The sequence below is a fragment of the Candidatus Bathyarchaeota archaeon genome (assembly GCA_023131225.1).
In the GTDB taxonomy this organism is placed as follows: domain Archaea; phylum Thermoproteota; class Bathyarchaeia; order Bathyarchaeales; family SOJC01; genus JAGLZW01.
Genome location: JAGLZW010000020.1, coordinates 73,476 through 97,491 on the forward strand (window position 1 = coordinate 73,476; position 24,016 = coordinate 97,491).

General features: G+C 43.2%; 27 protein-coding genes, 1 tRNA gene and 1 other RNA gene. 19 read left to right on the top strand and 10 right to left on the bottom strand.

What is annotated here, in order from left to right; genetic code table 11:
* Positions 1 to 85 precede the first annotated feature (85 nt).
* The 9 genes from KAU88_05920 (at position 86) to KAU88_05960 (ending at position 8,433) form a co-directional block, all read left to right on the top strand.
* Positions 86 to 943, top strand: coding sequence for an RNA-binding protein (locus tag KAU88_05920; protein MCK4478046.1), 858 nt, complete (start codon positions 86 to 88; stop codon positions 941 to 943).
* A gap of 26 nt (positions 944 to 969) precedes the next feature.
* Complete coding sequence (locus tag KAU88_05925; GenBank protein ID MCK4478047.1) at positions 970 to 1,758, top strand: hypothetical protein; 789 nt, start codon at positions 970 to 972, stop codon at positions 1,756 to 1,758.
* A 45-nt stretch (positions 1,759 to 1,803) separates the two neighbouring features.
* The gene (locus KAU88_05930) at positions 1,804 to 2,811 is read left to right on the top strand and encodes a 50S ribosomal protein L3 (protein MCK4478048.1); all 1,008 of its coding nucleotides are present in this window, start codon (positions 1,804 to 1,806) and stop codon (positions 2,809 to 2,811) included.
* 27 nt (positions 2,812 to 2,838) lie between these two features.
* Positions 2,839 to 3,612 (top strand): 50S ribosomal protein L4, encoded by a 774-nt coding sequence (locus tag KAU88_05935; protein MCK4478049.1) that lies wholly within the window; start codon positions 2,839 to 2,841, stop codon positions 3,610 to 3,612.
* Between the two features lie 2 nt (positions 3,613 to 3,614).
* Positions 3,615 to 3,875 (top strand): 50S ribosomal protein L23, encoded by a 261-nt coding sequence (locus KAU88_05940; protein MCK4478050.1) that lies wholly within the window; start codon positions 3,615 to 3,617, stop codon positions 3,873 to 3,875.
* Between the two features lie 379 nt (positions 3,876 to 4,254).
* Positions 4,255 to 4,656, top strand: coding sequence for a glycine cleavage system protein GcvH (gene gcvH, locus KAU88_05945; GenBank protein ID MCK4478051.1), 402 nt, complete (start codon positions 4,255 to 4,257; stop codon positions 4,654 to 4,656).
* Positions 4,657 to 4,670: 14 nt separating this feature from the next.
* The gene (locus tag KAU88_05950) at positions 4,671 to 6,017 is read left to right on the top strand and encodes an FAD-dependent oxidoreductase (protein MCK4478052.1); all 1,347 of its coding nucleotides are present in this window, start codon (positions 4,671 to 4,673) and stop codon (positions 6,015 to 6,017) included.
* A 104-nt stretch (positions 6,018 to 6,121) separates the two neighbouring features.
* On the top strand, positions 6,122 to 7,135 hold the full coding sequence (gene gap, locus KAU88_05955) for a type I glyceraldehyde-3-phosphate dehydrogenase (protein MCK4478053.1): 1,014 nt from the start codon (positions 6,122 to 6,124) through the stop codon (positions 7,133 to 7,135).
* A 68-nt stretch (positions 7,136 to 7,203) separates the two neighbouring features.
* Positions 7,204 to 8,433, top strand: coding sequence for a phosphoglycerate kinase (locus KAU88_05960; protein ID MCK4478054.1), 1,230 nt, complete (start codon positions 7,204 to 7,206; stop codon positions 8,431 to 8,433).
* Between the two features lie 12 nt (positions 8,434 to 8,445).
* Here KAU88_05960 and KAU88_05965 read toward each other — a convergent pair whose 3' ends face one another.
* The 6 genes from KAU88_05965 to KAU88_05990 form a co-directional block, all read right to left on the bottom strand.
* Positions 8,446 to 9,060 carry an NAAT family transporter gene (locus tag KAU88_05965; protein MCK4478055.1) on the bottom strand — a complete coding sequence of 205 codons (615 nt, stop codon included), beginning with the start codon at positions 9,058 to 9,060 and terminating at the stop codon, positions 8,446 to 8,448.
* Between the two features lie 24 nt (positions 9,061 to 9,084).
* On the bottom strand, positions 9,085 to 9,711 hold the full coding sequence (locus KAU88_05970) for a GNAT family N-acetyltransferase (protein ID MCK4478056.1): 627 nt from the start codon (positions 9,709 to 9,711) through the stop codon (positions 9,085 to 9,087).
* Between the two features lie 97 nt (positions 9,712 to 9,808).
* A complete protein-coding gene (locus KAU88_05975; protein MCK4478057.1) occupies positions 9,809 to 10,546 on the bottom strand; it encodes a P-loop NTPase in 738 nt (245 codons plus the stop codon).
* Positions 10,547 to 10,548: 2 nt separating this feature from the next.
* A complete protein-coding gene (gene hypA / locus KAU88_05980) occupies positions 10,549 to 10,947 on the bottom strand; it encodes a hydrogenase nickel incorporation protein HypA (GenBank protein MCK4478058.1) in 399 nt (132 codons plus the stop codon).
* A gap of 183 nt (positions 10,948 to 11,130) precedes the next feature.
* Positions 11,131 to 11,538 carry a nickel-responsive transcriptional regulator NikR gene (gene nikR, locus KAU88_05985; protein ID MCK4478059.1) on the bottom strand — a complete coding sequence of 136 codons (408 nt, stop codon included), beginning with the start codon at positions 11,536 to 11,538 and terminating at the stop codon, positions 11,131 to 11,133.
* Between the two features lie 249 nt (positions 11,539 to 11,787).
* A tRNA-Met gene (locus tag KAU88_05990) sits at positions 11,788 to 11,866 on the bottom strand.
* A 106-nt stretch (positions 11,867 to 11,972) separates the two neighbouring features.
* On the opposite strand from KAU88_05990, the gene KAU88_05995 reads away from it, so the two are divergent.
* Both KAU88_05995 and KAU88_06000 read left to right on the top strand, forming a co-directional pair.
* Positions 11,973 to 12,620 carry a PAC2 family protein gene (locus tag KAU88_05995; protein MCK4478060.1) on the top strand — a complete coding sequence of 216 codons (648 nt, stop codon included), beginning with the start codon at positions 11,973 to 11,975 and terminating at the stop codon, positions 12,618 to 12,620.
* Between the two features lie 59 nt (positions 12,621 to 12,679).
* A complete protein-coding gene (locus KAU88_06000; protein MCK4478061.1) occupies positions 12,680 to 12,883 on the top strand; it encodes a hypothetical protein in 204 nt (67 codons plus the stop codon).
* A 146-nt stretch (positions 12,884 to 13,029) separates the two neighbouring features.
* Here the strand turns inward: KAU88_06000 and KAU88_06005 are convergent, their stop codons facing one another.
* The gene (locus KAU88_06005; GenBank protein ID MCK4478062.1) at positions 13,030 to 14,208 is read right to left on the bottom strand and encodes an MFS transporter; all 1,179 of its coding nucleotides are present in this window, start codon (positions 14,206 to 14,208) and stop codon (positions 13,030 to 13,032) included.
* A 128-nt stretch (positions 14,209 to 14,336) separates the two neighbouring features.
* Between KAU88_06005 and KAU88_06010 the strand changes: the two genes are divergently transcribed.
* The 6 genes from KAU88_06010 (at position 14,337) to KAU88_06035 (ending at position 20,196) form a co-directional block, all read left to right on the top strand.
* The gene (locus tag KAU88_06010; protein MCK4478063.1) at positions 14,337 to 15,068 is read left to right on the top strand and encodes an ABC transporter ATP-binding protein; all 732 of its coding nucleotides are present in this window, start codon (positions 14,337 to 14,339) and stop codon (positions 15,066 to 15,068) included.
* A complete protein-coding gene (locus KAU88_06015) occupies positions 15,061 to 16,338 on the top strand; it encodes an ABC transporter permease (protein MCK4478064.1) in 1,278 nt (425 codons plus the stop codon). Before KAU88_06010 ends, KAU88_06015 begins: the two co-directional genes overlap by 8 nt.
* A gap of 312 nt (positions 16,339 to 16,650) precedes the next feature.
* Positions 16,651 to 16,863, top strand: coding sequence for a hypothetical protein (locus KAU88_06020; GenBank protein ID MCK4478065.1), 213 nt, complete (start codon positions 16,651 to 16,653; stop codon positions 16,861 to 16,863).
* A gap of 272 nt (positions 16,864 to 17,135) precedes the next feature.
* Positions 17,136 to 18,263, top strand: coding sequence for an NAD(P)-binding protein (locus tag KAU88_06025; GenBank protein MCK4478066.1), 1,128 nt, complete (start codon positions 17,136 to 17,138; stop codon positions 18,261 to 18,263).
* Between the two features lie 225 nt (positions 18,264 to 18,488).
* An RNA gene (rnpB, locus tag KAU88_06030) (RNase P RNA component) lies at positions 18,489 to 18,793 on the top strand.
* Between the two features lie 59 nt (positions 18,794 to 18,852).
* On the top strand, positions 18,853 to 20,196 hold the full coding sequence (locus tag KAU88_06035) for a tyrosine-type recombinase/integrase (GenBank protein MCK4478067.1): 1,344 nt from the start codon (positions 18,853 to 18,855) through the stop codon (positions 20,194 to 20,196).
* Between the two features lie 69 nt (positions 20,197 to 20,265).
* Here the strand turns inward: KAU88_06035 and KAU88_06040 are convergent, their stop codons facing one another.
* Entirely contained in the window at positions 20,266 to 21,222 is a 957-nt protein-coding gene (locus KAU88_06040; GenBank protein MCK4478068.1) for a nucleotidyl transferase AbiEii/AbiGii toxin family protein, read from the bottom strand.
* 1 nt (position 21,223) lies between these two features.
* Positions 21,224 to 22,039, bottom strand: coding sequence for a hypothetical protein (locus KAU88_06045; protein MCK4478069.1), 816 nt, complete (start codon positions 22,037 to 22,039; stop codon positions 21,224 to 21,226).
* Positions 22,040 to 22,271: 232 nt separating this feature from the next.
* Between KAU88_06045 and KAU88_06050 the strand changes: the two genes are divergently transcribed.
* Positions 22,272 to 22,535, top strand: coding sequence for a hypothetical protein (locus KAU88_06050; protein MCK4478070.1), 264 nt, complete (start codon positions 22,272 to 22,274; stop codon positions 22,533 to 22,535).
* Between the two features lie 160 nt (positions 22,536 to 22,695).
* On the opposite strand, the gene KAU88_06055 is transcribed toward KAU88_06050, so the two are convergent.
* Positions 22,696 to 23,424 (bottom strand): hypothetical protein, encoded by a 729-nt coding sequence (locus KAU88_06055; protein MCK4478071.1) that lies wholly within the window; start codon positions 23,422 to 23,424, stop codon positions 22,696 to 22,698.
* A 341-nt stretch (positions 23,425 to 23,765) separates the two neighbouring features.
* Between KAU88_06055 and KAU88_06060 the strand changes: the two genes are divergently transcribed.
* Positions 23,766 to 24,016 (top strand): hypothetical protein (locus KAU88_06060; GenBank protein ID MCK4478072.1); only part of this gene is annotated, 251 nt, incomplete at its 3' end.

The following is a 24,016-nucleotide window of genomic DNA, read 5'->3' on the forward strand; positions in this document are numbered from 1 at the left end:
TTTCTGTGTCTAAGCTTTTAAAAGCAGAGGTAGCTTTAAGGAGAGACGTCATTTCTATTCTGTGGAAAGGAGAGTATAAGAATTGGTGTCTAATCGCGAGTTTTCGATGGCTATTCCTGCTTCACTGGTTTTTGACATTCCACATCTTAGGGAGAAAACTTTGAGAGTTGGAATGGTGGGGAGAGCCGCCGCAATTTTCGGTGTAGATGAAATTATTATTTTCTCAGATGTGCCAGAGAGGAACCAAAATCGAGAGTTTAACCTCATCGCTTCAATTCTTTCTTATATGGAGACGCCGCAGTACTTGCGGAAGCAATTGTTCAAAATAAAGCCGGAGTTAAGATTTGCGGGGGTGTTGCCGCCTCTTCGTACGCCGCATCATCCTTTGCAGAATCGTGTGAAAGACTTGGTTGATGGTGAATATCGCGAAGGTGCAGTTATAGCTCATACGCAGGATGGGACTCTTGTGGATGTAGGTGTTGAACGACACGCCTTGATACGGAACAAGAAAATGCAGATTAACACACGTGTCACAGTAAGGATAAGAAAAACAAAGCGGCTGTTGGGAGCGGATGTTGTAAACCGCAGCGAAATCGCAGAGTATTGGGGATACAAAGTAACTCGTTCACGCTTGACGTTTGGAAAACTTTTGAAGAAAAATGCTTTCGATTTAGTTATAGCAACGTCTAAGTACGGAAAACCTTTCGTTGACATTTCGGAAGAGTTGACAAATCGCTGGAAGGCTTCTCGCAAAATCCTTGTGGCTTTTGGCGCGCCTACAAGAGGACTATACGAGATTGCTAAACAGGAGAACTTGAACTTGGACAACGTTGCTGATTTTGTGATAAACACAATCCCTAATCAAAATGTTGAAACCGTGCGCACCGAAGAAGCACTCCTCGTGACCTTGGGAATTCTGAACTACATGGTTGCTAAAGGTTAAAATCCCACCGCATTATATAGTGGCGCATGCAATTCGACATCGTGCTTCCATTAATCATCACCATTATCACAATAGCTACAGTTTGGCTGTATGAAAAGTTTGAAACTAGGATAAAGTCGCTTTTTGAAGAAAAAGAATTTCAGATTCGGGATGTTGTCTTTCTTGTAATCGCCATGGGAGTTATGGTTACAGTCATCGTGTTTGTTCCTCAGCAAGCCATCAAAGTTTTGTTTTTGACGGCTTACTCTTTCGTTCTGTTCCTTTTTACTTACGTTGCAACTGAGAAGTTGTATTTTGCCGTGTTGCCGCCCATTGTTTTTGTGGCACTATACCTTTTCTTTTGGGACATCATCTTACTTAACATATTTGCAGTAATTTTCGCTGTATTTATCTCAGTTTATCTTGGCGGTTTGTTTTCATGGACAACTGTCTTAGTTTTTGCTGGGTTGATTACTGTTATGGATTTCATCCAAGTTTTCGGAACAGGATTTATGGGCGAGGCTGCCGGCAAATTCATTAAACTTAAACTACCTGTACTAATCTATGTTCCCACTTTCCCTACAGAAAAGTGGATTGGCTTGGGGTTGGGAGACATATTTTTAGCTGGTTTACTTGCCATTCAAACTGCCCAGAAGTACAGCAGAAGGGCAGGAATCACATCTGCCATATCAGTAGGCTTCGCTTTCTTTCTCTTCGAAATTGCACTCTTCTATTACGAGTTTGCTAGCTTCTTCCCTGCCACTCTTGTAGTGGTTGGTGGATGGCTTCTAGGTCTAGGGCTACACCTCATTATTGAGCAAAAACGCGCTTCGTAACCTTTATAACTTGATGCTTGTATTGAACAAAGACGAGTGGAAATTATGGGGCATAGAAAGAAAAGTGCTCCAAAACGCGGTTCCTTAGCATATTTGCCTAGGGGACGTGCCGCTCGAGAAACTGGCAGAATACGCTACTGGCCTCCCACAACTGAAGGCCCTAAACTTCTCGGGTTTATGGGCTACAAAGCTGGAATGACCCACCTCTTTTACGTGGAAGACCATCCTCGCTCCCCAAATTTTGGAAAGGAAGTAAATCAGCCGAGCACAGTTATTGAAACTCCGCCAATTCTGATTTGTGGAGTCCGCGCTTATATCAAAACTGACTATGGTTTGAAAACATTCACAGAAGCTTGGATGAAAGATCCTCCGAAGGACTTGGAACGAATTTTCACTTTGCCAGATAATTTCGCCCCTGAGAACGGGTTAAAGAAGATTGAAGAAAACTTGGACAGCATTGTTGAGTTTCGCCTTTTAACGATTACTCAGCCTCGACTGACGAGTGTTCCGAAGAAGAAGCCAGAGCTTATGGAGATAAAGGTTGACGGGGCGTCGATAAAGGAGTTATTTGAGTATGCTCGGGGGTTGCTGGGTAAGACGGTGGGGGTTACTGAGGTTTTTAAGGAAGGTCAGCTTGTGGACGCGATTGCGATTTCTAAAGGGAAGGGGTTTCAAGGGCCCGTGAAGCGGTGGGGTATTAGGATTTTGTCTCGTAAGTCTAGGAAAATTAAGAGGGGTGTGGCGTGTATTGGGCCTTGGAGGCCGCCTCGAGTTTTATATACTGTTCCTAGGGCCGGGCAGATGGGGTATCATAAGAGAACTGAGTATAATAAGCGCATTTTAAAGATAGGAGTTGATGGTAAAGAAGTGACGCCTAGCGGTGGCTTCGTGAGATATGGAGTTGTAAAGAGTACGTTTCTTTTGTTGAAGGGGAGTGTGCCTGGTCCTCGGAAACGTTTGATTCGGCTTCGTGTTCCTGCGCGACCGTCTACGACAGTGCCTGTGGAGCCTCCGAAGATTGTTGAGATTTCTTTGGCGTCGCAGCAAGGGTAGATAATGAAGGTGTGATTTATGGGTAAGGTGACGTCGAAAGTTTTTGATTTGAAGGGGAAGGCTGTTGGGAAAGTTAAGCTTCCTAAGGTTTTCCGTACTCCTTTGCGCCCGGATGTCATTAAGCGGGCTGTCGTTGCTTTGCAGTCTCGTCGTTTTCAACCTCAGGGGAGGGATCCGATGGCAGGTAAGAGGACCACGGCTGAATCTCGGGGGGTTGGTTTAGGTATTGCTAGGGTTCCCAGGATGAAGGATAGAAATCGGGCTGCTTTTGGTGTGAGTATTGTTGGGGGTCATCGTGCTAATCCTCCTCGTTCGGAGAAGAGGATTGTAAAGAGGATTCCGCGGAAGGAGATGGGATTAGCTTTGCGTTCTGCAGTTGCCGCCACAGGTGCGAAGGATGTTGTTACTGGTAGAGGGCATTTGGTTGATGATGTTCGGGATTTTCCGTTGGTAGTGGTTGATGATGTGGAAGACTTGCGGCGCACGAAGGATGTGGAGGGGGTTCTTTTGGAGTTGGGTGTTTGGGCTGATGTTTTTCGGGTGAAGGAGAGCAGGAGTGTGCGGGCTGGACGGGGGAAGACACGTGGGCGAAGGTATAAGCAGGCTGTTGGTCCTTTGATTGTCGTGGTTGAGAATAAAGGGATTGTTGAGGCTGGGCGGAATTTGCCAGGCGTTGATGTTGTGTTAGTTGAGGGGTTGAATGTGGAGTTGCTGGCGCCTGGGACCCATGCTGGTAGGCTTACGGTGTGGAGTAACTCGGCTTTGGAGAGACTTGGCGAGAAGTTGGGGGAGGTTGCGTAATTTTGGACCCATACGATGTTGTTTTGTATCCGTTGATGACTGAAGTTGCTAGCAGACTGCTTGAGACAGAGAATAAGTTGATTTTCATGGTTAATTTGAAGGCGTCGAAAGTGGATATTAGGAAAGCAGTTGAGGAGTTATATGAAGTGGGGGTAAAGAAAGTTAATGTTCTTATTACGCCTCGGGGAGAGAAAAAGGCGTTTGTCAAGCTACACCCAGACTATAAGGCTGTGGACGTGGCAATAAAACTGGGAATCCTCTAGTCTCTGTGCTTCCTCCGAAAAACTAATAGTGCCTACATGCACACGCGAAAAGTTAAGACAGGCGACAACAACTAGTTTTTACCAATCAAAATCTGCTAATAGACTGTCAAAGACCTGCACCAACATGTCTCAATAAGGAGAGGATACGTATGAATAGCGCCCCTGTTATTCAGATTTTACCTAGTTGCAAGTCGATCCGAAGCATGTATATGGAACATCCTCATGAGTAAGAAAGTCTCAGAACATGCCAACAAGCATTTTTCGCGTTCCATATGCGCATATATAGAAGCCAACGGCCCTCAAAAAACACATAGACAATCTTTTAAAACATGACATCCTTAAAATAATCCCTCAATACAAAAAAGGAGAAAAAACAAACATGGTAAAAGTGAATGATACAGAAGTCCCAGAAGGACTATACTATACAAAAGACTACGAATGGGTGAAAATCGAAGATAGCAAAGCACGCATAGGCGTAACAGACTACGCCCAAAAACAATTGCGCGAGATCGTCTACGCGGAACTACCCGCACAAGGCGACACAATAACGCAAAACGAACCCTTCGGCACAGTAGAATCCGTCAAAGCAGTGTCAGACCTCATAGCACCCTTAAGCGGCACAATCGAACAAGTAAACACAGAAGTGCAAAACCGTCCAGAACTCCTGAATGAAGACCCTTACGGCAAAGGTTGGCTACTTGTGATAACCCCCTCCAACATGGACGAACTAAAAAACATAATGGACTATGCCCAAGCAGTAGAATGGCACAAAAGCCTTTAGAAGAAGGTTAGACAGTGCCCCGAAAAATAGTCATCATCGGCGCTAACGCTGCCGGCGTTGATGCAGCCTCAGCCGCTAGAAAAACTGACCGCACCGCCGAAATTACACTCATAAACAAAGAAAAACACAGCGGATATTCCCGCTGCGGCCTACCCTTCGTCATCGGCGGCCACATACCAAACTTCAACAACCTCATAGTCTTCCCCCCAAGCTTCTACCAAATGATGAAACTAAACCTAAAAACAGAAACAACAGCCACAAACATCAACCCCACAAACAAAACAATCGACACAACCGACAAAACAGGCAACACTGAAACAATACCCTACGACAGCCTAATCCTCGCCATAGGCGCCTACTCCTTCATCCCTCCAATAAAAGGCAGAGAAAAACAAGCCGTCTACTCTCTTCGCACAATAGAAGATGGCCAACAAATCGATCAAGCAATAAGAAATGGAGCAAGAAACGCTGCTGTCATCGGTGCCGGACTAATTGGCTTAGAGACAGCCATAGCCTTAAAGGAAAGAGGAGTAAACACGACGGTGATAGAACTTTTACCCCAAGTTCTGCCTGTCATGCTGGACAAAGAAATGGCGAAACTTGTCCACGAAATGCTTGAACAAAAAGGATTAAGGATAATCGTGGGAAAAGGCGTCGACGAAATTCTTGGGGCAGAAAAAGTGGTAGCCATTTCAGTCGCAGGCGAACAAATCCCAGTGGACACGGTTGTAGTCGCAACAGGAGTAAGAGCCAATACAGAGCTCGCAACAAATACAGGCATAGCTACAGGCGAAACACGGGCCATAAAAACAAACGCAAGAATGGAAACAAATATTAAAGACATCTACGCCGCAGGCGACTGCGCCGAAAGCATCAATATAATCACCAAAAAACCTGTTTGTCCTCAACTAGGCACAGTAGCAGTAAGACATGCAAAAGTTGCGGGAATCAACGCTGCAGGGGGATACGCGCTGTTTATAGGAGCTCTCGGTTCAGCAGTGACGCAATTCTTCGACACGCAAATCGGCGTCACAGGCTTGACGGAATTCTTTGCAAGAAGAGAAGGAATGGAGACCGTGGCTGGAACAATCACTTCTAAGACAAGAGCAGATTATTATCCCGACGCTAAGCCAATAAAAGTGAAACTAATTGTTGAAAAAGAATCACAACGCATCATTGGAGGCCAAATCATAGCTGGAGAAGATACCACCCAACGCATAAACGCCCTATCCTTCGCCATGCAAAAACAGATGACTATCCGAGAACTAGCGAAAGCGGACACAGCATATGCACCGCCCTTGAACGAAACGTGGGAACCTATGGTCTTAGCCGCAGAAGTTGCACTGAGGAAACTCCGCTAGAAACATTGATTCCCCTCTTTTTCCCAAAACATGATACAGTAGGAAAATTAATATGGAAAGGGTATTTACAGTAATGCAAAAGTGTGAAACAATGGTGATTTAGGATGGCAATAAAAGTAGCTATAAACGGGTTTGGTAGAATTGGACGTTTGCTTTTTAGAGCTGCAACGGAAAGAAAAGCCAACATAGACTTTGTAGCATTAAACGACCTCGCACCCCCGAAAACCTTAGCGTACCTCCTCAAGAACGACTCAGTGCATGGACATCCCCCATTCGACGTAAAGGTTGAAGAAGACACGATAATCGTAGATGGCAAACCAATAAAAGTGTTATCAGAAAGAGACCCCGGCAAATTGCCCTGGAAAGATCTGGGCGTTTACTTGGCAGTTGAATCAACTGGCTTATTCACAGCCAGAGAAAAAGCTTCGCTGCACCTACAATCAGGCGCCAAGAAAGTTTTGATCTCTGCACCCGCCAAAAACCCCGATGTAACTGTGGTGTTGGGCGTGAACCACGAGAAGTATGACCATGCAAACCATAACATCATCTCAAATGCTTCATGCACGACAAACTGCGTCTCTCCAGTTGCCAAAGTATTGAACGACAACTTCGGCTTAAAGAAGGCGCTCATGACTACTGCCCACGCCTATACAAATGACCAAAGAATCCAAGATCTAGTTCATAGAAAACTCCGCAGGGGCAGAGCAGGAGCAGTATCAATCATACCTACAACAACGGGTGCCGCTGTGGCTGCCACAGTCGTGCTTCCAGAGCTTGCAGGAAGGATGAATGGTCTTGCTTTGAGGATTCCAGTGCCAAACGTCTCAATAGTTGACTTTACGGTATTACTAGAAAAGGAAACAACGGCAGAGGAGATTAACTCTGCATTTAAGGCAGCTGCAGAAGGACCGCTGAAGGGAATAATGGACTACACTGAAGAGCAGCTTGTGTCAGTCGATTTTAACCACAACCCGTACTCGGCAACAATCGATGCATTATCCACTATGGTAGTCGGCGGCAACTTGGCAAAGGTGCTTGCTTGGTACGACAATGAATGGGGCTTCTCCTGCCGCATGGTAGAACTCATCGAACTCATAGGTAAAAAAGCCGGCTTCTAAACAACGCAAAACATTCCCGAAAAATGCCCTTAGAGGCATTCGCCCTCTATTTTTTTGGTTGATAAAAAATGTCGAAAATCTTAACCATGAATAACTTCGACTTCAGAAACAAAACTGCTCTGGTAAGAGTGGACTTCAACTCTCCACTTGATCCCCAAACGAAGAAGGTCCTAGAAGACGTAAGGATTAGAGCACATGGAGAAACAACAATTAAAGAACTTGCCCAGAAAGGCGCAAAAGTAGTGGTGCTAGCTCATCAAGGAAGACCTGGAGAAACCGACTTCATCCCGCTTGAGCAACATGCAAAGATCCTGAGCAAGATACTGAATAAGCCCGTCAAGTACGTGGATGACCTTTTTGGAGAGAAAGCTAAGAATGCCATAAAAGAATTGAAAAACGGAGAAATTCTGGTTCTAAAAAACGTTAGAACATACCCCGAAGAACGAAATAAGGAAACCCCTGAAAAACACGCAAAAACAGATTTTGTAAAAACGCTGGCACCGCTATCTGACGTGTTCATCAACGACGCCTTTGCAGCTGCCCACCGCTCCCACGTTTCCATCGTGGGCTTCACAGCTGTTCTACCTAGTGTTGCGGGACGAATCATGGAGAGAGAACTCAATGCCTTAAGCAAAGCCCTTGAATCGCCAGAGAGACCTTGCATCTACATTTTGGGCGGTGCCAAGGCAGACGATGCCCTTAGAATTTCGAAGTACGTATTGGATAACAACATCGCTGACAACGTTTTAACAGGTGGTGTGGCGGGGCATCTATTCCTATCTGCAAAAGGCTTAGGCCTTGGAAAACCAAACATAAAGTTTCTCAAAAAGAAAGAATTACTAGGCTTCGTCTCTGGCATTAAAGAATTGATAAGAAGCTATCCAGACCAAGTTAAAACGCCTTTTGACCTAGCCTTAGATGTAGATGGTAAACGGGAAGAAATAGCCGTAGAAAAACTTCCGACAAACTATCCAATATACGACATTGGAACGAAAACCATTCAGCACTATGGAGAAATTATACGAAAAGCCAAGTCTATCGTTGTCAGCGGGCCTATGGGAATTTTCGAAAACAAAGAATTCATGAAGGGAACTAGGGAAATCCTAGAAGCTGTAGCAGACTCGAAAGCCTTCTCTCTTGTTGGAGGAGGTCACACAGTAGCGGCAGTTGAACAGTTGGGGCTTGAAAAGAAAATGGGTTACATAAGCACAGCTGGTGGAGCGTTAATAGAGTTTCTAATGGGTGAAAAACTGCCTGGGGTGGCTGCTTTAGAAGCCGCCGCAAAAAGGCAACTCTAACTTCCTTTTTTTTTATTGAAGAATTTGGGGAATGGCTGCGGTAATACCGTTTATCACGAACTGTATGGCGATTGCTAGAACGATTATGGCCATTAATTGATTAACTGCACGTAGCCCTTCGTCGGATACAAGTTTTGAAATTTTTGAGGCGTACCTCATACCGAGATACAGTACTAATATTCCAACCGCGATTCCGACAAACACCAGAAATGTGTGTAGCAGTGTTTCAGCTTGAGAACTGAGGAGTATCACAGTTGTGATTGTGCCGGGACCAGCTGTAAGCGGAAAGGCTAATGGAACGATGGCAATGTTCTCTCGTTCTGCCTCTGAGTATTCTTTTCCTTTTGGATGGAGTATGCGGATTGCAACTGAAACCAACAGGATTCCGCCTGCGATTTGGAACGCTGCTATTGTTATGTTGAAAATCGAGAATAGCAGTTGTCCTGTTAAGGCGAAGAACACTAAGACCCAGAAAGAAACGCTAATAGATTGTCTGACAATTTGGCGTTTTTCACTTTCGTTTAAATCCTTTGCAAGAGTAATGTAGGCTACGATGGTGCTGGCGGGTTCAATCACAGCCGTAATCGAGGTAATCGCTAGAATGACAAACTCTAGTGAGCCAATCATAATGTTTGAAACCTCGTAAGGTTCCTATAGGTGTTCTTCATATCCTTCGATAGTGCAGTGCTTTTTAAGGTATTCCTCCAGTTTGTGTCCCAACACTTGTTTTAGCAAGTTCATTCGTATTTTTAGGTATTCGCCTTGAAGGATGTCGAAGTGAAAGCCGTCCCATTTTCGTCCATTAACGAAAGCTGCTTGCCTCACTACTCCACCTTTTTTGAAACCGCATGCTTTCAAAGCCTTGTGAGCACGGTGATTGTATTCTACGCTCCATGCTTCGCACCGTTCCATGTTCAGTTGGTTGAAGGACATTTCCATCAGAGCTACGGTAATTTGTTTACCCAAACCTTTTCCCCATAATTCTTTCTTGCCAATGTATATTCCAATGTCTGCGGTCTTTACGTTGCCCCATTCTTCTCGTCGTATACGAGCAATCCCAACAGACTCTTTTGAATCAATGAGTTCAACGATAAGGTGAAGCTGTTTCTCGTCTTTGACCCACTCTTCGTATTGTTTCTCCAGCTGAGCCATATTTACGAAGTTCAATGGGTTACTTCGTGAGTACATTATTAGTTCAGAATCGTTTTCCCACGCGTGCAGCAGCTTCAAATCTTCTCTTTCAGTAGGTCTAAACCTAAGGTTTCCAAACTCAAACATACAGACTCACTACCCGAATCCACAACGCTTTAGGCACTGCAAATTATTAACTTTAGTTATGATACGGTGGTCAGAGCCAGTTTCCAACAAGTACTTTTTAAGACTTTATTTCAGGTCTTTGAGAGACTAACTTTTCTAAGCTTCTTGCGAAGTCTGTTTCTAACAGTTTATTTACATCCCCTATAGAGTTCTCTAGCTCATAGTCAAATTTTATCTTCCCTAAAAAGGACACCTTGAACTCTTCAACATTTTCACGGATGAACGATGAATCGGTCATCTTCATGTTCTCCACAACACCAATGATAGGCACATTCAAATCCCTCAGTAACCTAATCAATTTTCTCACTGTTTCAAATGCCACTTTAGATGAAGTCGTAACCACGAGAAAGTTGATGCCTTTGACGAGTCTTATCATATCTAATGTCGCATCTCCGATGCCAGGAGGCATATCAATCACTAGGAAATCCAACGAGCCCCACTGAGTGATAGCCAGCAACTCTATTATTGCGTTAGAGATGTCGGCGCCTCTCAAAGGCGTCGGATCATCACCGGAGTAATAGATGATCGACATGTACATTAAACCGTGAGCCACAGGCGGGACAATTCCCTTTTCCTCTTTCGGGTACAACCCCTCAATTTTCAGTATTACATGGGTAGACGGGCTGGAGAAATCCAAGTCTAGCAGACCCACTTTGCAGCCGCTTCTTGAAAGAGTAAGCGCTAGAGTAGATGCGATTAAGCTCTTACCTACTCCTCCTTTGCCACTTGACACTGCTATTATCTTCCCTATCTTTGCCAATCTTTTGTCAATTATGTTTAACCTGGGATCAACCATGGCTACTTCACTCCTTTTATGGAGCCTAACCAAATTCCACGCCCCATGGATATTTCAAAGTCTGGGCTGCCACATTTATGACATTTCAGGTATGTGTGAGCGATTTCAGGAATGAAGTGAATTGCTTCTGAGACATCTTCGCTCAGGTTTTCCGCGCTAAAACTCCATTGATGCCCACAAACTTTGCATTTCAATTCAGCTTTTATAGTTTCAAAATTGAACTTTGCGTTTTTGAGAAGGGGCGAATGGAGTTGAGAGAGAGCAAACTCGAAAATCTCTTGATCTATCTGTTGTAGTTCGCCAATCTTGATTTTGACTTCAGTAATATCTTTAAGGCCTTCTTCTCCGGCTATTTTAAGAATTGTGGAAACCACTGCTTCTGCTAAAGCCCATTCATGCATACTGAAACCTCAGACTAGTTGTGTCTAAAAGTATTGTAACTTTATGCGCAATTGAAACTTTTGGTCAGTTGGGTTTATCTCAGATTTTTATTTGCTGCCATTCATATTTGGTTAGCACGTCTGTTCTAAATCGCACAAAAACTGGACAAAAAAGGCTTCACTAGCATCTTCGAGCAGGCGCGTTTATATTGAAAAGATGTTCAACCTCACTTCTTCTACGCCCCTCATGGCTTTCAACTTTTCTGCCAACCATTTTATTTCCTTAGCCTCACCTTTCACTGCAATTGTCTCTAAACATTTCTCTTTGCTTAAATGGACGTGCATCGTAGCACAAATTACAGATTCGAAGTGGTGTTGGATGTTGGTTAAATCGGATTCTAACTTTCTTGTTTCATGGTCGTATATCAGAGTTATTGACCCTGCCTTTGTTCCTTTTACGTCTGCAAGCCATTTCTGTTCATTAACAAAGGTGCGAACTGTGTCCTGAATTGCTTTAGACCGACTTCCGTAGCCTATATCTCTTATTATTCTGTCAAAATCAGAAAGAAGCTCAGACGGAAAAGTGACACCAACACGAACAATTGTTCCCATATCTATTCACTACTCGATAATAGGTTTAGCATGTTTGCTTTTATTTCTTAATATCTTTTGCTTCATCAGCGCTTGACACGGAAAGTGATTAAAACAGTTTGAGATAATTAAGTGGTCTTCGAAGAAACCAAAAATATCGAAATCATGCTTCTTCTGCTTCTTAGATACCTTGTCTCCCCGAATTTAAAGAGGAATCACATGATTAGAAATCTTCTGTTTTTTTTTAATTTAATGCGAAAAAGCAGGTTTTGGTAGCGGGGAGTAGATTTGAACTACTGATCTCTGGGTTATGAGCCCAGCGGGTTAAACCTGGCTACCCCACCCCGCTTCACTTTTCAAGTTTGATATCATAGCATGCTTTAAATGTTTTGAGGTATCATTGCCTGCGAAAAACATTATAACATCTGCCATGTTTGTTTTAGCTGTGCATCGATTTGCAAAACTCGTATATCCATCAACGATTTCATCCAAAACTTGACAAGCCCATCTTCGTAGAAGGGCTTCCAGGATTTGGAGATGTAGGAAAGATTGCGGCACAATTGCTAATTCAATTTAGTGAAGCTAAACTGTTTGCAGAATATTATTCACCATTTTTCCCAGATTACGTCACCATTAGCGGCGATGGGATTTGTAGTCCTCCACGTTACGAGTTTTATGCACCTCTATCTAGAGAAAAGTTGAATGCCGTCGTTTTAACTGGAAATTTGCAGCCACCGCTGGATAATGTCGTGGCTCACTATAAAATATGCGAAGAACTTCTAGATTTCGCCCAGAAGTTGGGCTGTAAATTTGTGGTAACTATTGGCGGCGTGCCTGTTTCAACTGAGAGGAAAGAAGTTTTTGTGGCAGCTACATCAAACGAGTTGGCTGCAAAAGTTATGGAAGAGGGCGGCATAATTTATGGGAAGGGGCGAATTTTGGGGGCTACTGGGTTGCTACTCGGGTTAGCTAAGGAGCGGGGGATTGATGGAATTTGTCTTTTAGGTGCGACTGAGGGGTTGCAGTCAGATAAGGATGCAGGGTTTGCGGCATTCAACTTGTTAACGAAGATTCTGGGGACAGGAAATAAGCTGGGGCAGTAGAAAAGAAAAAGGTTAATAGTGAAGTCTTAACGTATGTTTCACGAATGGAGGATACTTGCTTGGTGAAAGCTATTAGCAGGTTTGCGAGGAAAGAAGTCAAGCAAATGTTGCATGTTGTTTTAGCTGCACTACTGTGTTTTGTTGGCCCGACATATCTTGTAGCTGCGGTGAGCAAAATTATTCCTCAAATATATGCAATGGCTTTGGGTCTTGTCTGTTTCCTGATTGGAATTGTTCTTGTGCTTAAACTAGTTAAAGAATGAATTAGAAATTAGCCATATTTCGGGAATCAAAGAAGAACAGCGTTTTGTCGGCAAAACTACAATGCCTTTTTCACATTAGTTCTACTTTGGAATCGTTATTAGCCTCTGAAGCATGCATATTGCAGAGTTCTTCCAAGTCTTCTTTTCTAGGACTCTTTCCTTTCTCGCACAAATAGCAACAGCAGGGTTGCCAAACATGTTGAAATGAAAGAAAAGTAGAACATTGTATACATTCCGAAATTGACCCACAAAATTCCAGCGATTACAGAAGCCGGTAGGGCAAATAACCCCACGACAAGTTGGTAAGCGCCTAGTACACTTGCCCTATATTTTTCAGGTGCAAGCTCAGAAACGAAAGCTCTCTGGACAGGTTCAGCAGCAGCCATATGTAAACCGTACAAAACAAACAATAGCACTATTCCTGCCAAGGAACGGACATAAACGAATCCCCAGCACAGTGTTCCCCAAAAAACATAGGATAAGAGCAAAACTGCTTTTCTACCTACTATGTCGGCAAGTTTTCCGAAAGGCAGTGACATGAGAGAAGCAACTACTGTGAAAATAAAATAGAAAACTGCGATGCTGGGGAGTTCAAAAAGGGCGAATGGAATTTCGAAACCTAGAAAGTCCGTGTAAATAAGTAGGAAAGAATAGCTGAAGGCGCCTAGAGTGAAGATGGCGTTTAGGAAGAGGAATAGTTTGAGGTTGCGTGTTAGATCTCTCAGTGAGAGACCCTTGAAAAGTTTTTCAGTTTTTCTGTCTTTGATGAAAGTGAGGATAAGCAAGGCGCTGATTAGGGATGGTACTGATGCGAGCAAAAATAGATTTGTGTAGCCTAGAAGGTTGAATAACAAGATGGAGATGATTATGCCGCAAACGGCGCCTGAGTTATCCATGGCTCTCAATAGGCCAAAGTTTCTTCCGCGGTTTTTTGCAGTTGACATGTCTGCGATTATTGCGTCGCGTGGTGCTCCTCTGATTTTTCCGAATCTATCTAGGATGCGGTATGGGATTAGGTGTTGCCACGTGGTGGATAGGGCGTAGCCTATTCTTGATGTTGAGCCGAATAGGTATCCCGTCCAGATGAAGATTTTTCTTTTTCCTAGGCGGTCGGAGACGTATCCTGAGAGTGCTTGTGAGATGGAGGCTATGGCGTTGCCTAGGCCGTCGATTAATCCTAGAATGGCTATGTTTCCGCCTGAGAGAAGTATGACGTATTTTGGCCAGATAGGGTATATCATGTCTGAGCCTAAGTCGTTTAGGAAAGAGGCTAGTGAGAACACTGTCAGGAATCTTCTGCTCTTTTCTTTCGTTTTGTCTTTCATTGTTGTGCCTGTCTTTTTGGAGATTGATTGTGCTTTTAAGTGTTGTAGGTTCAGATTGATTGCTTTGAAGTGGCATTAGCTTTTTAAGTGATAGAGGATTCTATGGGGCTTGATTGGTGAATGTGGGTTTGAGTTTTGCTGTTGTGGCAGAGAATCTTGTCAAAGTTTTTGGTAGTATTAGAGCTTTGGATGGTTTGAGTTTTGAAATCAAACGTGGCGAGATTTATGGACTTATTGGCCCTAATGGTGCCGGGAAAACTACGGCGCTTAGAATTATCTCTACATTAATCATGCCATCCTCTGGTTCAGCGAAAGTATACGATTACGATGTGGTTAGGGAGGCTTCAGAGGTTCGTAGGCTCATAGCTTATCTTCCGGAAGAAGCAGGAGCTTACAAGAATCTTTCTGGAGAAGAGTATCTGAGGTTTATGGCAAGGTTTAGCTCAGAAAACAACGAAGCTCTTGAGGAGACTGTTAGAAGCGCTGCTGTGATTTCTGGGCTTGGTGATCGCCTGCGCGATAAGGTGAAGACTTATAGTAAAGGTATGAAACGTCGACTTCTCGTAGCTAGGGCGCTTATGACAAAGCCGAAGTTGGCGGTGTTGGATGAACCGACGAGTGGGTTGGATGTTCTTCATTCGGTTCATGTCAGAGATACCATTAAGCAATATGTAAAAAGGCACAACGTTGCCGTTTTGCTCTCAAGCCACAACATGTTGGAGGTCGAATATTTGTGTGAAAGAGTTGCCTTGATTAATCAAGGAAGAATTGTGGCAGAGGGCACTCCAGAAGAGCTAAAGTCAGAGAATAATGTTGAGAATTTGGAAGAGGCTTTCGCGAAGGTGGTTGATCTTGCTTAAAGGCTTAGGAAATGTTGTTGTAAAAGAACTCAAAGAACTGCTGCGCGATCCGAAAATTCTAATTGGAATGATTGTTTTCCCACTTGTGATGCTCCCAATCATGGGATTTGTTATGAGAGGATCTATAGAATCAACAGAAGAGCGCCTTCAAAGCCTCCAAGTAGGTCTTGTAGATTTTGACCACGGCGTCATCGCTAAGAACTTGACAAATTTCCTAAATAGCTCTTCTACAATGACAATCATCAACATCAACGCTTCAAACGTGGATGAAGCCGTAGAGATTTTGCAAACAGAGACAAATGCAACCGACCTCATTGTGGTTCCTTCAGGATTCACCGAAAATGTGTCGAAGGGAGATCCAAAAAACTATCCCGTCACCATTGAAGTTTACAGTGTTTTTACTGGCAGTGGCGGAATCGCTGAGACGGCGAGTTCCTCAGTTGTCAGTGGGTATTTGGAGGCCTTCAAAAGGCAGTTGGCGCCCAATCCATTTCAAACGGCATCAAAGTCAATTATTAAAGGTAAACCTACAGATGTCCCGCCTGGCGTGCTCTTCAGCATAATGTACTCGCAAGTTTTCGCTTTGCCTATTACCATAAGTATATTGCTTGTTTTTTCTATGCAAATTGCTGCAACTTCCGTGGCATCGGAAAAGGAAGAGAAGACTCTTGAAACGCTGTTAAGTCTGCCTATAAGCCGTTTTACTATATTGTTTGGAAAGCTCGCAGGATCAACTATCGTGGCAGCTGTAGGCGCTATCGCCATCATTATAGGGTTTAACTATTACATGGGGTCCTTCATGGTTATGGGCGACATGGGTGTTTCAGTAGACCTTGCAGCTATTGGTTTGGCTCCAACTCCTCTGGGATACCTGATTCTAGGAGCTTCGGTTTTCATGTCTCTCCTTTCAGCTCTTGCTTTAGCGATAATTATATCGGCTTTTGCAGAGGATGTTCGAGGTGCGCAGTCAGTCGTCGGCTATCTTAATGTCATTATTATGCTACCCATGTTCATCATCATGTTTGCTGACTTCAATTCTCTACCTTTAGTAGCCAGGATCGTTCTGCTTGCCATTCCGTATACTCATCCAATGCTAGCAGCACAGGCTACTCTCACTGGAAACTATTTAACTGCGGTTTTTGGTGTTGTCTACGTTGCAATATTCACGGTTGCCTTGCTTTACATAGCTGCAAAACTGTTTGCCACAGAAAAGATTTTGACTGCAAAGTTGAAGTTCAGAGGTTTAAGGCTTGGAAAGAAGAAAAGCTAGCATCCAAGGTTCAAACTTTAAGCCCCCCCAAAATTAACGCTGCGCTGAGCCATGCCACCCAACACTGACATGCAGAAGCATTCCACTGATTACAGGGCAGTTACTGAGGAGCATATGGGACATAAAAGGGCATAGGGGTTTGAGTTATCATTATTGTTATAATAGTATACGTATGTGCGTATTTTTTTTAGGATGCAGGAAGGGAAAATAGGGCTTGCATAGGGAAAAGAGGCTTCATGCATAACGTTTTTGCGCACGCATAAATATTTCACTTTGAATACCTTTTAGTGCACTGAAATGGAGTTGATGAGAGTGGCATTCAAAAGAGGTTTTTTTCTGGCTCATGCTTCTGATGCTGATCCAGAGAAGAATATATGTGTTGTCAAGACTTCAAAGTGTAAACTCTTTGTGGTTGTGGTCAAGAGTCAAAAACAAGCAGTTGAAGTGTGCAGAAACCTTGTCAGAAAAGAAAAAGTCGATTCCTTCATACTCTGTCCTGGATTTTTCCATAAAGAAGTTGCATAGATCTCAGAAGTTGTCGGAGGGAATATTGGAGTTTTTGTTGCGAGAGGAGATGGTCCAAGTAACAGAGCTTCATCAAAGGTAAAATAAAGAAAAGGCTATAGAGGTATGCATACGACGATACCAAAATGCGAAGAAAGTGGAGGCAAGATTTGTTATACATAGTCCGATAGTCAGCCAAAACCACCATTGATTCCAAATATCGCGAGCATATGTGAATGGCCCCAACGCAAATAAAAGGCAAAGCAACTAAAGCTTAGGATGCATGTGTAGTTATGGAACATATTGAAATAGCTATTGTTGGTGGTGGACCTGCTGGTGCCTTCTGCGCATACAATCTGGCGAAACATGGTAGTTACCCATCAATCTTTGACGCCTCTCACCCTCGCGAAAAACCTTGTGGTGGAAGGGTTTCTCCTTTTGCGCTTAGAAAATTTCCAATATTGCATAATGTTCCAAAATCAAAAATCTATGTTAATAGATGTTGTTTAGTTTCTCCTAAAGGAGCGAAAGCTCCCGTTTTCGGGAAGATTGGAATGAATATCTCGAGAATGCAATTAGACAGATTTCTTCTGGATACAGCAATAGATGCAGGGTCAGTACATATAAAGGAAAGAGTTTTGACCATCACAAGAGAAGATACAAATTGGGTATTGGCAACTAAAAGAAGGAAAATTAGGTCAAAGTTTCTGATTGGAGCAGACGGCGTTAACTCTACAGTGCGAAGGAAAATTCTAGGTCGTATACCTCCTGAGAATCTAGGAATATGCTTTGGTTATTTTGTGACAGGACGTAAGCCTATGTTGATAAAATACCTAGAAGATATCCCTGGTTTCATATGGTCTTTCCCAAGAGAAGACCATACAAGCATAGGAATAGGAAGCGATTTTAGGTATGGAAAGTGCTTAAAACCAGTTTTGAATCGATTTACTAGGGTTCATTATCGTGGTTTAAAAATCATTTCTGAATGGGCAGCAACTATACCCTCCGTAAAAGATCCGGGGTTCTTAAGACTTCCCTGTGCAGGTGATAATTGGGGGCTAATTGGTGATGCTGCGGGTCATGTTGATCCTATTACTGGCGAGGGTATACTTTATGCTTTATGGGATGGCGAATTGCTTGCGAGAGCATTAGAAAAGGGTGATATTGCTCTTTTCGATACTTTTTGGAGGACCGAGTATGGGCAAAACTTGATAGCAGCAATAAAGCTAAGAGATCTGTTGTACAACACTCATGTTCTTGAGATATCGGTTAGATTAGCTGCTGGTAGTAGATCCCATGGCAAGATAATATGTGATATAATAAATCATGAATTAGAGCATCAAATGTTTTATAAAAGAATACTTCATGAATTACCAAAAATCCTATCTGAATATGTTCGTAACATTATAACATCGAGTTGACGCGCGTACATGCGGCCCAGTAATATATGCGAGCGTGCGTAAACTTGGGTAGAGAGAAATAAGGTTTCGATATTTTCTTCGGATATTAGTAATTGTTGACATTTTGCTCTGGCTTGGTACTATTTACATAAGTGGCGCGTGCATGGGAGCGGGGCAACGTTGATTTTTGTATTTGCGAGTTTAAACTTTAAGAGACGCCGTAACTATCTTATTTTTTGAGGGCTGGTGAGCTGGCGGATGGCTCCGAGCTTACTGAAAGCTTGAGGAAACTCCGTCCACCGTGCAGACTTGCAATATCCGTTAAGGATGTAGGGCGAGAGTCCTGGCAACAGAACAGAAACGAAACGTCCATCCATGCGTGTGACGATGATGCATGATAAGTTGCTGAAGGATGCTGGATGTGAAGCGGTGAAACGGCTGTCCTGCAAGGTGAAAGGGCAAATAGACGCTTATGAGGACTGCATGAAGCGTGGGTAGCCCGATTAGCTGAATGCCATCTTTGAACAGAAGGCGGGTTACGACCAGCACACCAGCCCTAGAAGGTTGGGAACCTTTAAATATCTCTGCTGCACTAGTTTTTTGAGTTGAAATGCGGTTCTTTGAAGAGTTGCTGAAGTTAGATTCTGATTGGAGAACTTCTGAGTATGCTAGTGTCGAGATGTGGATTCGCAGGTTGCGTCGCAGAGGATCCGTCTCAACTTCAATGGCCTATTTCAAGTTGCTGGCTTGGTTTGTTAAGTTTACAGGACTTTCCCCTGACGCTTTTGTCAAGTTGCCAAAGGACGATGTGGCTTCTAAGGTTCAAAGCTTTTGTGACAGGTTTAGTGATGATGGTAAGAACAGCACGGCTTTGAATGCTATGAAGGCTTTGAAGAGTTTTTTGAAGGCTAACAAGTTTAAGCTCGAGGAGTTAGAACTTGACAGTTCCTACAGAATTATGAAGAGACCTGAATATGTGCCTAATAAGGAAGAAGTTTACAGAATGGCTACTGTTTGCGGCTTGAAGTGGAGGGCAATAATTTTGTGCCTTTTTCAATCTGGCTTGAGGAATAGTGCGTTAAGAGCTTTGACGTATGAAATGGTTAAGGATCAGCTGGAAAGCGAAGGATTTCCAATAAGAGTCCACATAACCAGTGAGCTTAGAAAGGTACTCCCAGATGCCTGCAAGGAAGGCGTGGATTACTGGACATTCTTCGGCGCTGAGGCAAGCGAGGCATTAAGACAATATGTGAATTGGAGAAGGGAAAAACGTGGAAAGACCGAAGAGGACGAGCTGCTGTTTCCTTCTGATTCAAGAAGCTTAAGCAAAGAGGATCGGCTGAAGAAGCCCATGGACCAATGGCATTTAACGAGGATTGTAAAGAAAGCTGCTCGGAGAGCAGGAATCAAGAAGTGGCATACCGTAAGAGCTCATAGTCTAAGGAAAACATTCAGATCTGTTCTAGACAGTGGGTATGTCGACGGGGGACAAATGGCTGAAGATGACAAAGAGTATCTGATGGGGCACAAGCTTCCAGGAGCCAAGGCGCCATATCACAACGCAAACGTAGACGTCCTAGCTCAGAGATATATGAAACTGAATTGGGCACACGTGCACACTTCTATCGAACAATTAAGAAAGAAACAAGTTGTAGACATGGCGAAGCTACTTGGGTTTTCAGACGAGAAAATAAAGAAAGTTGAAGAAGCCCTAGCCAAGTACGAAAAAGTAGACGAAGCACTTGAAGAGATCAAGAAGCTAAGCCTTCAACCCCACAAAGTACGCAATCAAAGAAATAGCCACGAAGACTGTGATGTTGAGGATAACTGCAAGAAGCATGAAGTCCAAGTAGTCAGAGGGGAGAAAAGGCTCGTCAGATCCTTAACTGACGGCTGGGATCTAGTGAAAGAATTGTCTGATGACCGTTTTGTATTAAAGAAAAGCTTTGACTAGCACGAACTTCTAAATGTCTAGTATATCGTGGAAAGTTCAGCAAATAGCAGACTTTTGCCTGCCAAATCATCAAAGCATGTGTTGGGTCAGTTTAGCCAGAGCCCACAAGATAGCAGGATGCGCCTTTATCTTTTCGTGGAAAATTCCTTTTTCATCGACTAAGTTTGGCTCAAATGCTTTAAGTTCAAAAAATTGGCTAATCGCCTTCACCTCATTTTTTGTTAGATTTGCGATTACTTCGTTGCTGAATTTTGTGGTTTTTTCCTTCATCTCGTTGAAGTTGTATTCCGCAAGTTTCCTTGTCTGCAACAAGTTTCTCAGGCTGGAGTCTATGGGAATTCCGCTGATTGTCTCCTCAATGTTAATCTCGTAGAGCCTTGGTTTTCTGCGCATTAGACTATCAATGATTGCGCATTTTCGGAATACTTCGGGGTCCATTTTCGTTGGCGTCATTTTGTAAACATCGAAGAGGTCTCTTGGTGTTCCTCGATAGAGAAGGGTGCACCATTTGTTCGCGAAGAGCTCCTCTTTTATTGGAGTTTTTATCGGGAATGTTTCCTGTGTGCCTACATGTTTGAAAGCTGCCAGTGTGTCCGTTTTGAGGATCGGGATTCTTCTCATGTATCCTGTCTCGATGGTGAAGTTATCCTTTGTTCCAAGAGTATTCGTGTATTTTACGGTGATTCTCGACAGCGGATAACTTGGGCTTATGGCTATGTTGGATTTTTCGTATCTTTGTCTGTAGAGTAGAGCTTTCATTCTCTCGTCAATTTCGCTTCTTACTTCTCCCCAGTCCTTCATGTCTAAGTGGCGGTAGTTTAGGTCCAAATCGGTGGAGAGACGTAGGATTTCCTTCGAGTAGATAAACGTGAAGGCTGTTCCGCCATAAAGGGAGAGGCGGTCCCTAAGGAATTTTATGGCTGAAATGTCTTCAAGGAAGTCAGAAATTCTACAGACTTTTTCTATTTCACGAACGTCAAAGCCATGTTTGAGTGCAAGCTCGTTAAAGTCATACTCTCTTTTCAATTTAGACGCCTCTAAGTTTTTCCTCAAAACCTTTTGGAATGTACAGATTCCATCTTCTGTTCAAGGCACCTTTCGCTCCGTATATCAGGTACCGTGGCGGCCTCGTAATCCGCTTCTCGACTTCATTCAATAAGTGGTTGTTTACGTGTTCATAGAATGGTGAACTCCTTTTTAGGAGTTCTAGGACGTAGCCAACTCGTCTAAACAAGATGTCACTTCTGCACTTGCCCAGCATGGTTAGTAGCTTTTGCGTGTCAATGCCTCCAAGGCCTTGTAGGCTTTTGATGCATTCTTCCCATCCTCCGGCATATTGAACCCTGTTGACACACTCGATGAATGTTCTCTCTTTGCTGCTAACCTTCAGGAGGCTTCCTTGGTAGTGTTTTTTCTCTACTTGTAGGGTAACATCTTCGACGAATACTGGTCTAAAGCTGAAACGTCTATACTGGAACGGGTCAAATCTGTCCTTTGCTTTCACACATACGCAGGCTTCATTGTAGAAAGAGCTCGCACATCCGTAGTACTCTAGTGCCGTGTGGAAGCCCAAATAGTATTCGTCTCTGATTTTGGAGGCAATTAAAAGTTTGTCTACTACATGTCTTTTTGGTTCTTCAAGAGGCGATAAAACTATGTATAATCCCCTTCGGACTCGTTGAAGCTTGCCGCTTTCAACCAGTCTGTTTACGTATTTGCGGTAAATGTATCTGCGGCTGGAAGTGGCTTTGATAATGCTTAAGGCTTTTTCTACGATGTCGTCAAAACTTACCACTTTCATCGATAGAAGAACATTGTATAATGCCTCAGTTTTTGTTGCCATGTTTTTTCACGCTTTTTAAAGTAGTTACCCATTTTATGGCATACCACATTAAAATATTTAAAAGTTGCCGCCTAGAAGAATTTGCAAAAATTAATGCTGTTACCCAAAAATTGGCATACTACATTAAAAAATCTGCAAGCGCTAGCATGTTAGTGGAGGCATTATGGTCGCAAGGTGCGAAGTGAGCGGACTCGTGAGAATGTTTGCATAACTTTGAAGGCGTTGTGTAGGTTTGCTGGAAAAAGGCCTGACGATTTGGTTAAGCTTACTCCTAAAGCAGCTTCTAGGCTTTTCTGAGGATAGAATAAAGAAGGTTGAAGAGACGTTAGCCAAGTATGAACGTGTGGATGAAGCGCTTGAAGAGATCAAGAAGCTAAGCCTTGAATCCCACAAAGAAAGCGACGAAAGAAACAGCGTGAATAATTATAATGGAAAAGGAAACTGCAGAAAAAGTGAAATCACAATAGTTCAAGGAGAACAAAAGCTAATTATATGAGTGAAGGTTGGAACCTTGTTAAAGAGCTGTCTAATGACCGGTTCATACTAAAGAATGGTTACAACTGATTCAATGTAAGCTTTTAAAATGTCGTTTATTTTGTGTCTCAATGCTCACAAAATAAGAGCATCTTCTCCATATCCAAGAGTCCTATTCAAAACTATGTCCTCCATACTTTCTCCGATTGTAAAGGAAATATGATGAAGTGTGAGGCTGTTGAAATCGAAAAAAACATCGCCGCAAATCCAAAGAGGTAAGCCAACCATTCTGGAGACAACAACCAAACAAAAAGCAATACTGAACCACCGACTAATCTCCATATGCCAAGCTGATTGCTCGAGAATGCTAGACGTCTAGACAGAATCACACTTGTTGCCAAGAACAGTGCACCTACACAGAATAGAACGATTCCGTGAGGCAGATATGGAAACACCCAAATTCCCGCGGGACCAGACGGAACACTCTCAAGAAAGCGGAAGAAATAGGAAAATACAGCTGTTGAGATTGGCAAAAGCATTCCAACAACACAGAGAACCATCCCGAATTCCCCGAGATATTTGCCACAAAGAAAGTGGTCTTCAAGTCGTTTTTCTCTGGCAGTAAGACCGATGAAGCCTAATGCCAAAAGAGAAACTGAGCATCCCCAAGTGAACAAAAATAACATGAGTGGTCCACCTTCGAAGAAGAAAATAGGGGAATGCGAGGAGAGATAGATTCTATGTGCATTAAGCGGGTGCACAAAGTTGTAAACAGTTATTAGCAAAACACTTGATGTGCCCAAAATCACGTAAGTAAGCAAGATCACTATCCTTTTCCTCATGTCATCCTTTAGTTCTCGCAAGACTCCAAGATGAGCAAATCCTGTGGCAGCCCAAAAGACAACAATCATCGCTATGAGCAACAGAGCGAAAACAGTGCTGACATAAAAATAGTTAAACAGCCTTAAAAGAAAACACGATACCCATAAGCCCAAACCTAAAAAGAAAGCAAGAAGAAACTCGCACAACATCCAGGTTTTAGAGACCACGAAAACCACATTCTTAAATTAAAGAGAATCGCCTAAAATGGTTTACTTATGGGAAATAGATATTATAAATTCAGTTCTATTCTACCATTTCATCATCTGCTCTCATGCCGTAGCCTTTAAGGATTTCATTGACATTGAATAGAACTTTCTTCCATAAACGATAATTAGCTTCCACCGTGTAGTGTTACGTGTTGGGTTTAAGGATGAAGCGAACGTTTTCAGGGATAATGGTTATTCTTCTCTTAACAAGCATGTTAGCCTTGGCTTTTAGTATTCAACCTGTAGGAGCGACTGCAACTATTTACATTAGGGCTGACGGAAGCGTTGACCCTGACACAGCACCTATTTCAAGCAGTGACAATATCACCTATACTTTCACTGACGATATTTATGATGAAATTGTGGTTGAGAGGGACGACATTGTGGTTGATGGGGCAGGCTACACTGTTCAAGG

Excerpts from the sequence above, each read along its gene's own strand:
- nikR (MCK4478059.1), bottom strand. The coding sequence starts at position 11,538 with ATGGGAACAATTGTTCGTGTTGGTGTCACTTTTCCGTCTGAGCTTCTT.
- KAU88_06055 (MCK4478071.1), bottom strand. The coding sequence starts at position 23,424 with ATGATTGTTGTCTTTTGGGCTGCCACAGGATTTGCTCATCTTGGAGTC.
- KAU88_05970 (MCK4478056.1), bottom strand. The coding sequence starts at position 9,711 with ATGTTTGAGTTTGGAAACCTTAGGTTTAGACCTACTGAAAGAGAAGAT.
- KAU88_06025 (MCK4478066.1), top strand. The coding sequence starts at position 17,136 with ATGGAACATATTGAAATAGCTATTGTTGGTGGTGGACCTGCTGGTGCC.
- KAU88_05975 (MCK4478057.1), bottom strand. The coding sequence starts at position 10,546 with ATGGTTGATCCCAGGTTAAACATAATTGACAAAAGATTGGCAAAGATA.
- gap (MCK4478053.1), top strand. The coding sequence starts at position 6,122 with ATGGCAATAAAAGTAGCTATAAACGGGTTTGGTAGAATTGGACGTTTG.
- KAU88_05965 (MCK4478055.1), bottom strand. The coding sequence starts at position 9,060 with ATGATTGGCTCACTAGAGTTTGTCATTCTAGCGATTACCTCGATTACG.
- KAU88_06005 (MCK4478062.1), bottom strand. The coding sequence starts at position 14,208 with ATGAAAGACAAAACGAAAGAAAAGAGCAGAAGATTCCTGACAGTGTTC.
- KAU88_05960 (MCK4478054.1), top strand. The coding sequence starts at position 7,204 with ATGTCGAAAATCTTAACCATGAATAACTTCGACTTCAGAAACAAAACT.
- KAU88_05925 (MCK4478047.1), top strand. The coding sequence starts at position 970 with ATGCAATTCGACATCGTGCTTCCATTAATCATCACCATTATCACAATA.
- hypA (MCK4478058.1), bottom strand. The coding sequence starts at position 10,947 with ATGCATGAATGGGCTTTAGCAGAAGCAGTGGTTTCCACAATTCTTAAA.
- KAU88_06035 (MCK4478067.1), top strand. The coding sequence starts at position 18,853 with ATGCGGTTCTTTGAAGAGTTGCTGAAGTTAGATTCTGATTGGAGAACT.
- gcvH (MCK4478051.1), top strand. The coding sequence starts at position 4,255 with ATGGTAAAAGTGAATGATACAGAAGTCCCAGAAGGACTATACTATACA.
- KAU88_06045 (MCK4478069.1), bottom strand. The coding sequence starts at position 22,039 with ATGGCAACAAAAACTGAGGCATTATACAATGTTCTTCTATCGATGAAA.
- KAU88_05930 (MCK4478048.1), top strand. The coding sequence starts at position 1,804 with ATGGGGCATAGAAAGAAAAGTGCTCCAAAACGCGGTTCCTTAGCATAT.